The 14,421-nt window shown below is 36.8% G+C and carries 14 protein-coding genes; 6 read left to right on the forward strand and 8 right to left on the reverse strand.

Features of this window, described 5'->3' with window-relative positions; all coding sequences use genetic code 11:
- Position 1: 1 nt before the first annotated feature.
- Positions 2–727, reverse strand: a complete 726-nt coding sequence (locus tag DRF60_RS03095) for a TonB-dependent receptor plug domain-containing protein (protein ID WP_116010666.1) — start codon at positions 725–727, stop codon at positions 2–4.
- Positions 728–1,124: 397 nt separating this feature from the next.
- Between DRF60_RS03095 and DRF60_RS03100 the strand changes: the two genes are divergently transcribed.
- The gene (locus DRF60_RS03100; RefSeq protein WP_116010667.1) at positions 1,125–2,921 is read left to right on the forward strand and encodes an ATP-dependent nuclease; all 1,797 of its coding nucleotides are present in this window, start codon (positions 1,125–1,127) and stop codon (positions 2,919–2,921) included.
- A gap of 81 nt (positions 2,922–3,002) precedes the next feature.
- On the opposite strand, the gene DRF60_RS03105 is transcribed toward DRF60_RS03100, so the two are convergent.
- From DRF60_RS03105 to DRF60_RS03135, 7 genes are all read right to left on the reverse strand, one after another.
- The gene (locus DRF60_RS03105; protein WP_123902622.1) at positions 3,003–3,443 is read right to left on the reverse strand and encodes a hypothetical protein; all 441 of its coding nucleotides are present in this window, start codon (positions 3,441–3,443) and stop codon (positions 3,003–3,005) included.
- A gap of 94 nt (positions 3,444–3,537) precedes the next feature.
- Positions 3,538–5,523, reverse strand: a complete 1,986-nt coding sequence (locus tag DRF60_RS03110) for a urocanate hydratase (protein WP_116010669.1) — start codon at positions 5,521–5,523, stop codon at positions 3,538–3,540.
- A 283-nt stretch (positions 5,524–5,806) separates the two neighbouring features.
- Positions 5,807–6,244, reverse strand: a complete 438-nt coding sequence (locus DRF60_RS03115; RefSeq protein WP_116010809.1) for an endonuclease domain-containing protein — start codon at positions 6,242–6,244, stop codon at positions 5,807–5,809.
- 155 nt (positions 6,245–6,399) lie between these two features.
- A complete protein-coding gene (locus tag DRF60_RS03120; protein WP_116010670.1) occupies positions 6,400–6,690 on the reverse strand; it encodes a hypothetical protein in 291 nt (96 codons plus the stop codon).
- Positions 6,691–6,743: 53 nt separating this feature from the next.
- Positions 6,744–7,727, reverse strand: coding sequence for a 2-hydroxyacid dehydrogenase (locus tag DRF60_RS03125; RefSeq protein ID WP_116010671.1), 984 nt, complete (start codon positions 7,725–7,727; stop codon positions 6,744–6,746).
- 93 nt (positions 7,728–7,820) lie between these two features.
- A complete protein-coding gene (locus DRF60_RS03130) occupies positions 7,821–8,084 on the reverse strand; it encodes a prevent-host-death protein (RefSeq protein ID WP_116010672.1) in 264 nt (87 codons plus the stop codon).
- Between the two features lie 305 nt (positions 8,085–8,389).
- Positions 8,390–9,040, reverse strand: coding sequence for a protein-L-isoaspartate(D-aspartate) O-methyltransferase (locus DRF60_RS03135; RefSeq protein ID WP_111954821.1), 651 nt, complete (start codon positions 9,038–9,040; stop codon positions 8,390–8,392).
- Between the two features lie 140 nt (positions 9,041–9,180).
- Here DRF60_RS03135 and DRF60_RS03140 point away from each other — a divergent pair, with 140 nt between their 5' ends.
- The 5 genes from DRF60_RS03140 (at position 9,181) to DRF60_RS03160 (ending at position 14,418) form a co-directional block, all read left to right on the forward strand.
- Positions 9,181–10,146 carry a Gfo/Idh/MocA family protein gene (locus tag DRF60_RS03140; RefSeq protein WP_116010673.1) on the forward strand — a complete coding sequence of 322 codons (966 nt, stop codon included), beginning with the start codon at positions 9,181–9,183 and terminating at the stop codon, positions 10,144–10,146.
- Positions 10,147–10,360: 214 nt separating this feature from the next.
- Positions 10,361–12,091 (forward strand): cellulase family glycosylhydrolase, encoded by a 1,731-nt coding sequence (locus DRF60_RS03145; protein ID WP_116010674.1) that lies wholly within the window; start codon positions 10,361–10,363, stop codon positions 12,089–12,091.
- A gap of 64 nt (positions 12,092–12,155) precedes the next feature.
- Positions 12,156–13,034, forward strand: a complete 879-nt coding sequence (bla-A, locus tag DRF60_RS03150; protein WP_116010675.1) for a CGA/CIA family class A beta-lactamase — start codon at positions 12,156–12,158, stop codon at positions 13,032–13,034.
- Between the two features lie 70 nt (positions 13,035–13,104).
- On the forward strand, positions 13,105–13,515 hold the full coding sequence (locus tag DRF60_RS03155) for a hypothetical protein (protein ID WP_116010810.1): 411 nt from the start codon (positions 13,105–13,107) through the stop codon (positions 13,513–13,515).
- 12 nt (positions 13,516–13,527) lie between these two features.
- Positions 13,528–14,418, forward strand: a complete 891-nt coding sequence (locus tag DRF60_RS03160; protein WP_185144568.1) for a 3-hydroxybutyryl-CoA dehydrogenase — start codon at positions 13,528–13,530, stop codon at positions 14,416–14,418.
- Positions 14,419–14,421 lie beyond the last annotated feature (3 nt).

The raw sequence follows: 14,421 nt of genomic DNA on the forward strand, positions 1-14,421 counted from the left end.
TTTATTTCTTCATTCTCCACTTCTTTTTCGTGGTCACTATGATTACTCCGTTCTGAGCTTTTGAACCATAAACTGAAGTGGCAGCTGCATCTTTCAGAATCCTCATGGTTTTTATTGCATTGGGATCTGTTCCCTGCAAATCTTTTAAACTGACTATTTTCCCGTTCATGACTACCAAAGGTTCCTGATCTTTCCTCACACCGGAGTGTGCCCCTCCTATTCTTATCGGCTGATTATCTACCGGCATTGGGCTACTAACTACTCCCTGAATTTTTGACACCATTTCTTCCGGTTTGTTTTCTTTGGTATTCACCAGAAGGTTTTGTTGGACCACAATAGGGGCTCCAGCCACCATCTGCTGCTGTTTTTGCTTTGGTTTCATTCCGTACAGCACGACTTCTAATTGTTCTGTTTTTAAAGTATCATTCGTAATGTTTTGCTGGGCATGCACAGAAACCAAACCTCCGGTAGTAAGAATAAAACCTACCGCAAATTTCACAAAAACCGAATTGAGGGAAGAATACTGCAGATTCCTGTTCAGCTGGGATTCATAAAAGTTTCCGCAGATATCTTCTGAGGAACGGGAAAAAACATTTATAATTTCCTCATCAGAAGCAACAGTAAAATCTCTGACGGTCTTGGAACAAACGGAACAAAATCTTCCTTTTTCTTCAGGAGTCATAGTGTCCCAGTTTTCATGACATGGTTTGGGTATGGTAATTTTCATAGTCTCTTTTTATATAAAGATGCCGGATAATGGCGAAAGGTTGTAAAGGTTTTCAAATATTTTTGAAATAATAATTTAATGAAGAAATTAAATAAAGTTGTTTAGATATATAAAAAGTTGTTTACTTACAAACACCCTCGAAATAAATCTCCGAAGCTCCGCATAAGTTCCCCCAACTTGCAGGAGACTTCCGGAGATCTCCGGAAGTGGCAAACAATAGTATTTGGAACCACCGGAGAAGTCGGGAGGTTTGTTTTGCTAGTGTTCTAGAGTTTCGGAGGGGTTGGGGAGGCTGTAAACAGGATGTTTGGAAGATAGAATTTTTGAGATTATGGGAAACCATAAATAAATATCATCTTACATTTTTATATTTGAAAAATAATAAAACTAATAAATTATGAAACTTTATTCACTTAAAATTTCGGGATACAAAAGACTAAAAGAAGTAAGTATCCTTTTTGGAGATGCAACTTTTCTAATTGGTCAAAATAATTGTGGTAAAAGTTCTGCAATTAAAGCTATTGAAACATTATTATCTGCTAAAAAACAACTAGCAAGTTCTGATTTTCATTCAATAATTGATGGAGAGACTAATGAAGTAAAAGTTGATACAAATACCATTATACTTGAAGCCGAATTTAGAAATCTGCCAGAGGAAGCTAAAACATGGCGAGGTTTTAAAGGCAGAATTTTTAGTTATAAAGTAAATGAAGATTCTGAAGATACAGGATTGTCTGTCATTTATCGTAAAACTTATGAATTAGGTAAAGACGTTATTATTGAATTTAAATCAAAGATTCGTACTATTAAAAATGAATTTAAGGATTTAAAAAAGCCTCAAGAGTTTATAGACAATGGTATAAATACTGAATTAATTATTGAATATTTTCCTGAACTTGATAAAAATTTAACTGCAAAACAAAAGGAAAAGTTAGAAGAAATTGATGAAATTTGGGATATCTCGGACGAAGAGATATGGTTTCAAAACCCTGGAGGAATTCCTGGAAATGTTTTGAAAATGTTGCCTAGATTTTTATTAATTCCTGTTGATGTTGGATTACATGAGATTCAAGGCTCTGGAAGCGGGGTTCTTAGTACTACTTTAGGAGAATTATTTCAAACTGTTAGAGAAGGTTCAGAAAATTTTAAAAATGCACAAATCCATCTTGATAATCTTGCAAAAGAATTAGATCCACAGGATGGAGAGTCTGAATTTGGTAAAATGATGATTGATTTAAATTCCGTTTTATCAACCGTTTTTCCTGATTCTAAGTTACACGCAACAACAAGTTTAAGTGATTCCTCAAGCTTAAAACCGTCTTTCAATGTTGAAATGTCAAGCAATATCAAAACATCTGTTGATAATCAAGGTACAGGAATGATTAGGGCTGCTGTCTTTGGGATGTTACGATACAGACAATTGTGGTTATCAAAAAAAGAAGATGAACACGCTAGATCTTTGATAGTTTGTTTTGAAGAACCTGAGAATTATTTGCACCCTAGTGCTGCAAATCAAATGAGAGAAGCTATTTATGAATTAAGTTCAAATACAACTCAAATAATTTCATCAACACACTCTCCTTATCTTATTGATTTATCTCGAAAACCTAAACAAGTATTAAATAGACTTTATAACTGTGGTAATCATGTTGATTGTGATACATTTAATGTTACTGAAAAGTTCAAAGAACTACAAGGCAACGATAGAAGTTATGTAAAAATGATCTTGAAAATTGATAATCATATTTCAAGAATGTTTTTCACAAAAAATGTTGTTATTGTAGAAGGGGATACAGAGGATATATTAATTAAAGAAACATTAAGGCGTTTAGAAAAATCAAACTATTTTAAGATTTTATCAGATTTCGAAATAATCAAAGCTAGAGGAAAGGCAGCAATTGTTGGATTAGCTAAATATTTAACTTCAATGGGTATAAAACCAATAGTCGTTCATGATAAAGATGATGATACTCCAAATGCTAAAAAGTTTAATCAACCTATATTGGATGCATTAGATGGGAATGGTAGAGTTGTATATATGATTAATAGTGTTGAAGAAGAATTAGAATATGTTGCAACTTATGAAAAACCATATAAGGCTTATTCTAAGACCTTGGAGTGGGGGGATAGCTGGGATTCCCTGCCAGAAAAATGGAGAAATAAAATGGTCGAAATTTTTGATGAATATATATAATTGTCTTAGGATATAGAAAAAATCTGCCTTCCGGCAGGTTTTTCTAAAAGGTTTTTAAAACAAAATCTCATCTACAAAATACTAATCTCCGTCACCTCCAATATAATTAAACTCTTGTGTCGAATAATGTAGGAAAAACAATATCAGTAAATCATCCACAGAATCATCAGCCTGAATATGAAAAAGATTGTTCTTTTCTTTCTTAATTTCTATTAGTAGCTCTCCTTTTTCAAATAACTGGTTGGTTTTATCCAATTTGAAATGATAAATTCTAACATCTCCGGATTTGATAATTCTCTCCTTTTGCAAATCTGTAAAATAAACAACACCTTTAGAATGGTAAAGTTCAGCATCGTTCTTTAGAAATCCGACGTTCTTTATATCGTAACTTCTGGAATTCAAAATAATATAATATCCCGAAGAAAAAAACTTATTCGTCTCTACAATTCTTCCAATCTCTTTTTGGTCTTCTGATGCTAAAACAAACTGCTTTTTAATAGTTAAAGCTTTATATTTTTTCAAATATTTCAAGGTTTAAATTTTGGTAAAAATAAAAAGAACTTTACTATACAAATACAGCAAAGTTCTTTTTTATGATATAAATTTTTTGTTTAAATTAAAACAAACTCTCATCCACAAAATTCGGAAGCGTTACTTTCAGGTTCGGTTCTGCTTCCATCGCTCTTTTAATAGCGAAAACAGCGCCTTCATTTCTGGCCCAGCTTCTTCTGGAAATTCCGTTGTTGACGTCCCAGAAAAGCATAGATTTCAGTTTTCTGTCGGCATCTGCACTTCCGTCCAGGAGCATTCCGAAACCACCGTTAATGACTTCGCCCCAGCCTACTCCGCCACCGTTATGGATAGACACCCATGTAGCGCCACGGAAACTGTCACCAATCACGTTGTGGATCGCCATATCTGCGGTAAACCTTGAACCGTCATAGATATTGGAAGTCTCTCTGTAAGGCGAATCCGTACCGGAAACATCATGATGATCTCTTCCCAGAACCACAGGCCCGATCTCTCCGTTCTTTATAGCATTGTTGAAGGCCTCCGCAATCTTCATTCTTCCTTCTGCATCGGCATATAGGATTCTCGCCTGGGAACCGACTACCAGCTTGTTTTCCTGAGCCCCTTTGATCCACTGGATATTGTCTTTCATCTGCTGTTGAATCTCTTCAGGAGAATTTTTCATCATTTCTTCTAAAACGGCGCATGCAATATCATCCGTTTTCTGCAGATCTTCCGGTTTTCCGCTTGTACATACCCAACGGAACGGCCCGAAACCGTAATCGAAACACATAGGCCCCATAATATCCTGAACATAGCTCGGATATTTGAACTCTCTTCCAAGGCTAGGATTTTCTGCCATTACATCGGCTCCCGCTCTTGAAGCTTCCAGTAAAAAGGCATTTCCATAATCAAAGAAATAGGTTCCTTTCTGTGTATGCTTATTGATAGCTGTGGCATGTCTTCTTAAAGTCTCCTGAACTTTTTCTTTGAACAGTTCAGGTTCTTCAGCCATCATCCTGTTTGATTCCTCGAAACTCTGTCCCGCCGGATAATATCCGCCTGCCCAAGGATTATGAAGCGATGTCTGGTCTGATCCTATGTCGATTTTCAAATTTTTCTCATCAAATTTCTCCCAAACCTCAACAATATTTCCAAGGTAGGCCAGGGAAACTGTTTCTTTATCTTCCTGAGCTTTCTGTACCCTTTCTACCAAAGCATCCAGATTTTCATGGATTTCGTTTACCCATTTCTGATCGTGGCGGATCCTGGTGATTTTCGGATTCACTTCGGCGCATACTGTGATACAACCGGCAATATTTCCTGCTTTCGGCTGTGCTCCACTCATTCCACCCAATCCTGAGGTTACAAAAAGTCCTCCTTTCGGTTCTTTTTTTATCTTTCTGAAAGCATTCAGAACGGTGATGGTTGTTCCGTGAACAATTCCCTGAGGGCCAATATACATATAGCTTCCCGCCGTCATCTGTCCATATTGGGTAACCCCTAAAGCATTGAATTTCTCCCAGTCATCCGGCTTTGAATAATTAGGGATCATCATTCCGTTAGTTACCACTACCCTCGGTGCATCTTTATGCGAAGGGAAAAGCCCCATCGGATGCCCTGAGTACATCGTCAACGTCTGCTCATCCGTCATTTCCGACAGATATTTCATCGTTAAAAGATACTGGGCCCAGTTGGAAAATACAGCTCCGTTTCCTCCGTAAGTAATAAGCTCATGAGGATGCTGTGCCACGGCATAATCAAGATTATTCTGGATCATCAGCATAATGGCTTTTGCCTGCTCGGACTTTCCGGGATATTCTTCAATTGCCCTTGCCTTCATTTCATAATCAGGACGGAAACGGTACATATAAATCCTGCCGTATTTTTCCAGTTCTTCTTTGAATTCAGGCAGTAATTCTGCATGAAATTTAGGCTCGAAATAACGCAGGGCATTTTTCAGAGCAAGCTTTTTCTCTTCTTCCCCTAAAATCTCTTTACGCTTCGGTGCATGGTTGATATTGGTCTCGTATGGTTTAGGCTGTGGCAGCTGATCAGGAATTCCTTGCTGTATCTGTTCTTGAAATGTCATATTGCTATTTAAAGTTCAATGTTTAGAATCAATGTTTGAAGTTTTAAAGATATTCAAATTAGAAAATATAGGCAAATAAAAGGTGAAAAGGTAATTCCGCATGGAAAATTAAAATAAACGCAATGGTAAACAAAGGTTTATAAATCATTCAGTTGATTTTTAGGGTAAACAAAGCCGTTTCAATTATTGATAAGTAATACTCAGGAAATATTTTGTATTTCCTCGCTACAAATGAAGATATCGACTGAAAATTCCCCTCCTCCGGAGGGGTGGATTTCAAAATTCATGGAATTTTGGAAGACGGGGTGGTCCCAAAATGCTGAATAATAAAATACTCCAGATCCTTCATTACCAAACCAATATTATTCCTCATATCAAAATCAGAAATTCTAAAAATAAGAAGTCCTAAAGATTCCAGATATTCCTGCCGGATTCCATCATACACCTGCTTTTCATCATGGCTTGAGCCGTCAATTTCAATAATCAATCCCAAAGTTTTTACATAAAAATCTACAATATAGCTTCCGATAATTCTCTGCCGGTCAAAATCTATATTATGGAAGATTCCGGCCCGTACCTTTTTCCAGAAAAGAACTTCACCGAGAATGCCTGCTCTACGTTTTTCTTTCAATAAGGTTTTTAAATGAGGGTTATAAGGTAAGTTTTCTACGAAGTTCCTATGGATGGGAACCCCGTTGATGTGGGTTAGTATTTCTTTCATTATTTTGTGTTTTTTAACCACCCCGTCTTCTCCTTTCAGTCGAATCCACCCCTCCAAGGGAGGGGAATGATATTCCGCAGAAAACAAGTGGCTTCCAAAAATAACAAAACCTCACTGGAAATCAGTAAGGTTATTCTATTATATCCGTTCAGGATTTAAGTTAAAACATCATCATTTTCTTCTTCATGGTCGTCTGCGTTATCGCTGCGGCTCCAGTAGTTGTTTTCTTCATCCTCAGATCCTATTTCTTCCATATCGTCATCATCTTCAGTTCCGGGGATATCAAGTCCTTTGTCTATTTTATCATCATCTTCTTCATTCAGGATTGGATTTCCGTCACCGTCAAGCGGGATATGCGGTTCCTGATTAAATATATCTTCATTCGGATTATAATCCATTTCCTCTAACTTTCTGTTCTGTTCATTGGTATTGTTTTCTGGTATCATAATATTTGGTATTTTAGGATTTATATATACAAATCAAAAATAAGTCCAAGCTGTCAGGAATTCTTAGAATATACTTCAGGATTAGCACAATAAGGAATTTTTTCACCCTTGGAAAAGGCTACGATATTTTCAGCGGCCATCTTTGCCATTCCGGTTCTTGCTTCTAGGGTTGCTGAACCTATATGCGGCAGTACACAGACATTGGAAAGTTCCAAAAGCGGACTTTCCTTGGACATAGGTTCAGGATTGGTCACATCCAGACCTGCTCCCCAGATTTGTTTTGAAATCAATGCTTCATACAGATCCTTTTCGTTTTGGAAACCACCTCTTGCCGTATTGATGAAAATGGCATTGGATTTCATTTTTTCAAATACAGGCATGTTAAAGAGATCCTTCTGTTCAGGAGTAAAATTGGCGTGAACACTCAGTACATCCGACTGTTCAATAAGTTCTTCAAAAGAAACATAAGTGGCATTCAGTTTTTTTTCTGCTTCTTCATTCCGGTTCCGGTTGTGGTAAATGATCTTCATATCAAAAGCTTTATGCGACTTTTCGGCCATTTCAAAACCTATTCTTCCCAACCCCATAATTCCTAAAGTTTTCCCGTATAATTCCTGCCCCAAAGCATGCAACGGATCAAAATCTCCCCAGTTGCCATCTTTCACTTTCTGAAAATTATAGCTCGCTCGTCTTGCCACAGACTGCATCAGCAGAAAAGCGATATCAGACGTGGCTTTACTGAGGACATCCGGTGTATTTCCTACAGGAATATTCCTGCGGTTTGCTTCTTTAATATCCACATGATCAAAACCTACGGAGTATAAAGCAATCGTTTTTATGTTGGGACACTGATCAAAAAAATCTTTGTCGTACTTAAATTCTGCTCCTATGCTTAAAATGGCGTCGTTATTCTGACAAAAGATCAGCCATTCTTCGTGAGACAGGTTTTCATGCTCAGGAATAAAAACTTCCAGGCCTGCTTCTTTCAGCATATTGATTCCAGCTTCAGGAATTCTTTTGTTTACAAATACTTTCATTTTTTATTTTGGTATTTATTTGTGCTTTAGAATTTTAAAATAAAAAACCTCACTTCTGTTAAAAAGTGAGGTTCTTAACTTTAATATTAAAAATTATTGATCTTCATCTGGTTGGTTCTGTTTTTTGTCCCAGGCTTGAGAAGCCATTTCCTGAATTTCTTCCCAAACATCCTTTGCAGATTTTTGTGCCTGAGTCATAAATCCCTGTTTGGTTGCCTCCTGATTCTTAGTTTTCATTTCATTCATATAATCTTTCACCTGCTGGGTATAGCTTTCTGCGTGATATCCTGGATTATTATGCAGGTTTTTCTGAATATTACTGAAATCGTGTGAGGATTTAAATCTATTCGTATCCATAATAATAAAAATTTAAATGATTAGGTTACCAATTGAATCCAATTACTGTTCCGAAGCAGTCTTAAAGTTTATTAAAAAACCGAAGTTTTTTTTAACCGCAAAAGTCACAAAGTCTTTTAAACACTTTAGTTATTTTAAAGTTAAATACTTTGCGCCTATGAAGCACACTTAAGTTTTATGAAAACCTTTGATTTTCTAATGATATAGTCTTACTAATCAAGATGGTAAACTTTTAAAACTAAAGTGCTCTAAAGTGTTTAATTGAAATTAAAACCTTTGTGTCTTTTGTAGTTATAAAAATTCCGTTAATGATTCGTATCTCCCAACATCGGAACAAATTTATAAGCTCCGAATTCTTCTTTTTCGAATTGTGTAGGAGCCGTTTTTGTAAATCTGTACAGGATCTGTTCATCGGTAGGGCCTAACGGAATAACCATTTTTCCGCCTACATTCAGCTGTTTTAATAATTCTGTGGGCAAAACCGAAGCTCCACAGGTAACAATAATCTTATCGAAAGGTGCAAAAGTAGGAAGCCCTGCAAAGCCATCCCCAAAACTCTGAAATTTTGGATTCAGATGGAGCTCACGGAACTTCTTTTTTGAGAAATCAAAAAGATCTTTCTGCCTTTCCACGGTATAGACCAGGGCTTTCATAGCGATCAGAACAGCAGTCTGATACCCGCAACCGGTTCCAATTTCCAGAACTTTTTCGCCCGGTTTTACCTGCAGCAGCTCGGATTGTTCCGCTACGGTTGAGGGATGAGAAATGGTTTGGTGTGATAAAATCGGAAAAGCGCGGTCTTCATAAGCAAAGTCCTCAAAAATACTTTCGATAAAAAGATGTCTTGGAACGTTACTCATAGCCGAAAGTACATTTTCATCCGAAATTCCTATCTTATGTCTTAAATATTCGACCAGAATCTTTCTTTTTCCTTTATGTACAAACGAATCATGCATCATTAATAAGATAATAGTTATTAGGTTACAGGTAGTAGTTCCTGCAAAAGTAAAAAAACTATCCATACTTATCAACCTAAATGCGACAGGGTATTTCTTAATACCTAAAATTCTTATCTTTACAAAAATTAAAAAAATCTATGTTAAAAGCAGGTTTGGTAGGTGCCGGACATCTGGGGAAGATCCATTTACGACTTCTTAACCAGTCAGATAAGTACGAGCTGGTAGGTTTCCATGATAAAGATACTGAAAACGGAAAAAAAATAGAAGCTGAATTCGGGTATAAATATTTTGAAAATTTTGATGAACTTCTTGAACAGATCGATATGCTGGATATTGTGACTCCCACAGTCTATCATTATGATTATGCCCTAAAAGCAATTGAAAAAGGTCTTCATTTTTTCATTGAAAAACCGGTAACCCAAACGCTTGAGCAGGCAGAAGAAATTCTTTATAAGTGTCAGGAAAATGGTATTAAGGCACAGGTGGGACATGTTGAAAGATACAATCCCGCTTTTATTGCCACTAAAGAATACATTAAAAATCCAATGTTTATTGAGATCCACAGGCTGGCAGAATTCAATCCCAGAGGGACGGATGTTTCTGTAGTACTGGACCTTATGATCCATGATCTGGATATTTTACTGAGCATGGCTAAATCTAAGGTTAAAAATATTCATGCAAGCGGTGTTTGTGTGGTAAGCAAGACGCCGGATATTGCAAACGCCAGAATAGAATTTGAGAATGGCTGCGTAGCGAACCTTACGACTTCCAGAATCTCTATGAAAGCGATGAGAAAAAGCCGTTTTTTCCAGAAAGACGCGTATATTTCTGTAGACTTCCTGGAAAAGAAAGCAGAGGTGATCCGAATGAAAGATGCTCCTGAAAACCCTACTCCTTTTGACATGATCATTGAAAATGCTGATGGAGAAAAGAATCAGATCTTATTTGAATATCCGGACATCCAGCCTAATAATGCAATTCTTGATGAATTAAATTCTTTTGCAGATGCCATCACTGACGGTAAAAATGTGGAAGTTTCCCTGGAAGACGGAACGGAAGCTTTAAAGGTTGCCCTTGAAATTGTAAAACTGATTTCAAAATAAGTTTTATCTCATAATATCTACAGCAGGCTGTCATTAAAATGACAGCCTGCTGTATTTAAAAAGTCATCAACAAACCTTCCTATTTCCTTTTTTCTGAAATATTTTTTTCATGACACAATTTTAATTTTTATTCTGGATTTTTTAAATATATTTGTCTTTCTTAAAACTATTATTCTAAAATTCTCTCCTATAATTTAAAATAAATAAATCTAATATGAAAAGAATCATCCTATTATCCGCTTTATTATTGTCTCAATTTGGGACATCACAATTATTAGAAACCGATGGACAGAAAATAATTAATGACAAAGGAGAAAACATCCAGCTGCGAGGCTTGGGCCTTGGTGGGTGGATGCTTCAGGAAGGATATATGCTGAAAACAGCCGATTTTGCAGGGCCTCAGTATAAGATCAAAGAGAAGATCGCCGAATTAATTGGTGAAGACGGAATGAAGGATTTTTATAAAGCTTACCTTAAAAACGGTATCACCAGACAGGATATCGATTTTCTTGCTCAAGCGGGATTCAATTCTGTAAGGCTTCCTATGCATTATGATCTATACACGCTTCCCATTGAAAAAGAACCGGCAAAAGGACAGAATACATGGCTGGAAGAAGGCTTTAAAATGACAGATGATCTTCTGAAATGGTGTGCTGCCAATAAAATATACCTGATCCTTGATCTTCATGCTGCACCAGGCGGGCAGGGAAATGACGTTAATATTTCAGACAATGATAAAACAAAACCCTCTCTCTGGGAAAGCATTGAAAACCAAAAGAAAACGATTGCTTTATGGAAAAAGCTTGCTGAACGGTATAAGGATGAACCGTGGATCGGTGGTTATGACCTGATCAATGAGCCGAATATCAATTTCACCGGAAAAAATCCGAACGGTACCGACGAAATGTCGAATGCTCCGCTCTGGAAGTTGCAGAAAGACATTACCACTGCTATTCGTGAAACCGATAAAAAGCATATTATATTCATTGAAGGAAACGGTTGGGGAAATAATTACAACGGACTGATTCCGATCTGGGACAGTAATATGGCATTCAGCTTTCATAAATACTGGAATTATAATAATGATGAAACCATCCAGTCTATTCTTGATCTGAGAAAAAAGCATAACCTTCCTATCTGGCTTGGGGAAACCGGAGAAAACTCTAATGTATGGTTTACAGAGCTGATCCAGCTTCTGGACAGACACAACATAGGATATGCATTCTGGCCGATGAAAAAGATCGATAATATTGCAGGAATTACGAATGTAAAAATCACTCCTGAATATGAAAAACTCCTGAATTACTGGAAAAACGGCGGCGAAAAACCTTCTAAAGACTATGCAACAAAAGCGTTGATGCAGATCGCCGAGAATTATAAATTTAATAATGTCGAAATCAAAAATGACGTTATAGATGCCATGTTCAGACAAGTTAACGATGGTTCTGCAAAACCGTTTAAAAACCATCAGGCTCCGGGAAGAATATTTGCTTCGGATTATGATTTGGGAAGAATGGGTTCGGCTTACCTGGATAAGGATTTTATCAACCTTTGGGTAAGTGATCCGAAGAAAAGATCGGAATGGAATTCCGGACAGCAGATGAGAAATGACGGTGTGGATATTTACCGATGTCATGACGGCATTACCAATACTTATTATGTGGGAAAAACGGAGGCGGGAGAATGGCTTCAATATACCATTGATGTAAAATCCGAGAAAAACCACACCTTCAGCATCAGGTATGCTGGTAAGAATAATGCTGGTATCAGACTGGAAGATGCTTCGGGAAAACTGCTGGCCAAGGTTTCACTGCCTTCCACAGGAGGAGATGAAAACTGGAAAACAGTTTCAGTTAAGAACGTCTCTCTGAAGAAAGGAACAAATAAAATCAGACTTTACTTTGAAAGCGACGGTTCCAACCTGAATTATTTTGAAATCCAGTGATAATTATCTTAAATTGCAAATCCCTTTTAGTATCTGAAAGGGATTTTCTTTTAATCATTATATTATGAAAAAAATAGGACTGTTCTTTCTTCTTGTATCGTCGCTGGCTATAGCTCAAAAATCTGTTTTAGAGCAGAAAATAAACTCTATTATTAAAGATAAAAAAGCAACCGTTGGAGTTTCGGTTATTGGCTTTGAAAATAATTTCAAATACAACAAAAACGGGGATAAGCCACTTCCTACTTTAAGTGTTTTCAAGTTTCACATTGCCTGCGCAGTGTTAGATCTTGTGGATAAAGGAAAACTCTCTTTGGATCAGAAACTTTTCTTCAAAAAAGAAGATATGCTGGAAAACACCTGGTCGCCTATCCGTGAAAAATATCCTGATGCCAATATTTCACTCACTTTAGGAGAGGTATTGGATTATACGGTTGCATTAAGTGACAATAACGGCTGTGACCTTTTGCTGAAACTTATCGGAGGTACGCAGACTGTTCAGAAATTTATGGATTCTAAGGGTGTAAAAGGTTTTCAGATCAAACGTAATGAAGATGATATGCACAAAAACTGGAAAACAATGTATGAAAATTACAGTACTACCAATTCTGCTGTCCAGGTTCTGAAAAAGTTCTATGATGGAACATTACTATCCAAAAAGTCGACAGATTATTTAATGCAGATAATGTTGGGAACTAAAACGGGAACCAATAAAATTATTGAACAATTACCAAAAGGAACGCCTGTGGCTCACAAAACCGGTTCTTCCGGGAAAAATGACAACGGCCTTACCGTTGCTGAAAATGATATGGGAATCATCACTCTTCCTAACGGAAAACGTTATGCAATTGCCATATTTGTAAGCAATTCCACGGAAACTGAATTGGTGAACTGTAAAATCGTTTCTGATATTTCTAAGGCAGTATGGGACGATTTTAATAAGTAAAATATTAAGCTTATTTTTAAAGCTGAAAAAACGGTGAAATTTTTGTTCTCTAATCCGGAAAACTATGAATATGAAAAAAATAGTATTAACAGCATTTCTTTTCTGTTCTCCATTCTTTTTTTCGCAAAAGAGTATGAACTACGTACGTATAAGCTATGGCAGTATCTGCTGTGGAACCCCCTCTACAAAACCTGTGACGAATTATCTGAAAAAGTTTGAGAAAAGCAATAAGCTGAGAGCTTTTGAAATCTTAGAACAAGGCGGATTGGGAAGAGAAGGTGAATTTAATTTATACATAGGAACAGACAAACTGAATAAAAAACAGAAAGCAGCTTTCATAAAAGGCCTTCAATCTGTTATTATTTCACAAAATAAAGTCAGAAAACAGGACAGCGATGGTACAGTGGATTTCGATCCGGCAGTGACTGTTTATAAATCTGATTTAGCAGATATTGAAAATTTAACTATTTATAAAAAATAAAAGAAAAAAATGATCAAAAACATTGTAGTTATTGGAGCTGGAACCATGGGAAATGGAATTGCGCATACTTTTGCACAAAGCGGATTCAAAGTAAATCTGGTAGATGTATCTCAGGATGCTCTGGACAGAGGACTGAAAACAATTACAACTAACCTTGACAGAATAATCGCAAAGGGAAACCTTACGGAAGAACAAAAAGCTGAAACATTAGGAAACATCAGTACTTTTACTGAACTTAAAGAAGCTGCAGGCAGCGCAGATCTTATCGTAGAGGCAGCCACTGAAAACCAGGACCTGAAACTGAAAATTTTCGGACAGATGGATGAATTTGCACCTGCGAACTGCATCCTGGCTACCAATACTTCTTCTATTTCCATCACGAAAATCGCTGCGGCTACCAAAAGAGCTGATAAAGTAATCGGAATGCATTTCATGAACCCGGTTCCTATCATGAAGCTGGTAGAAATTATCAAAGGATATTCTACTTCTAAGGAAACTTTTGATGCGATTTATGAAATGAGCAAAACGTTGGGTAAAGTCCCTGTGGAGGTGAATGATTATCCGGGTTTTGTAGCCAACAGAATTCTGATGCCAATGATCAATGAATCTATTGAAACGCTTTACAACGGTGTGGCTGGTGTAGAAGAAATTGATACGGTAATGAAGCTTGGTATGGCACATCCGATGGGACCTCTTCAGCTGGCAGATTTTATCGGTCTTGATATTTGCCTTGCTATTCTTAATGTAATGTACGACGGTTTCAAAAACCCTAAATATGCACCGAATCCGCTTCTTGTAAACATGGTAATGGCCGGAAAACTGGGCGTAAAGTCAGGAGAAGGTTTCTATGATTATTCGGAAAGCAAAAAAGCTGAAAAAGTTTCAAAAATGTTTTCGAAATAACTG

Origin of the sequence: Chryseobacterium elymi (assembly GCF_003385495.1) — a bacterium.
Taxonomy (GTDB): domain Bacteria; phylum Bacteroidota; class Bacteroidia; order Flavobacteriales; family Weeksellaceae; genus Chryseobacterium; species Chryseobacterium elymi.

Bases quoted from the DNA above. Each gene is read 5' to 3' on its own strand.
- DRF60_RS03135 (WP_111954821.1), bottom strand. From the start codon at position 9,040: ATGCATGATTCGTTTGTACATAAAGGAAAAAGAAAGATTCTGGTCGAA.
- DRF60_RS03140 (WP_116010673.1), top strand. From the start codon at position 9,181: ATGTTAAAAGCAGGTTTGGTAGGTGCCGGACATCTGGGGAAGATCCAT.
- DRF60_RS03120 (WP_116010670.1), bottom strand. From the start codon at position 6,690: ATGATACCAGAAAACAATACCAATGAACAGAACAGAAAGTTAGAGGAA.
- bla-A (WP_116010675.1), top strand. From the start codon at position 12,156: ATGAAAAAAATAGGACTGTTCTTTCTTCTTGTATCGTCGCTGGCTATA.
- DRF60_RS03155 (WP_116010810.1), top strand. From the start codon at position 13,105: ATGAAAAAAATAGTATTAACAGCATTTCTTTTCTGTTCTCCATTCTTT.
- DRF60_RS03100 (WP_116010667.1), top strand. From the start codon at position 1,125: ATGAAACTTTATTCACTTAAAATTTCGGGATACAAAAGACTAAAAGAA.
- DRF60_RS03125 (WP_116010671.1), bottom strand. From the start codon at position 7,727: ATGAAAGTATTTGTAAACAAAAGAATTCCTGAAGCTGGAATCAATATG.
- DRF60_RS03115 (WP_116010809.1), bottom strand. From the start codon at position 6,244: ATGAAAGAAATACTAACCCACATCAACGGGGTTCCCATCCATAGGAAC.
- DRF60_RS03130 (WP_116010672.1), bottom strand. From the start codon at position 8,084: ATGGATACGAATAGATTTAAATCCTCACACGATTTCAGTAATATTCAG.
- DRF60_RS03145 (WP_116010674.1), top strand. From the start codon at position 10,361: ATGAAAAGAATCATCCTATTATCCGCTTTATTATTGTCTCAATTTGGG.
- DRF60_RS03095 (WP_116010666.1), bottom strand. From the start codon at position 727: ATGAAAATTACCATACCCAAACCATGTCATGAAAACTGGGACACTATG.
- DRF60_RS03110 (WP_116010669.1), bottom strand. From the start codon at position 5,523: ATGACATTTCAAGAACAGATACAGCAAGGAATTCCTGATCAGCTGCCA.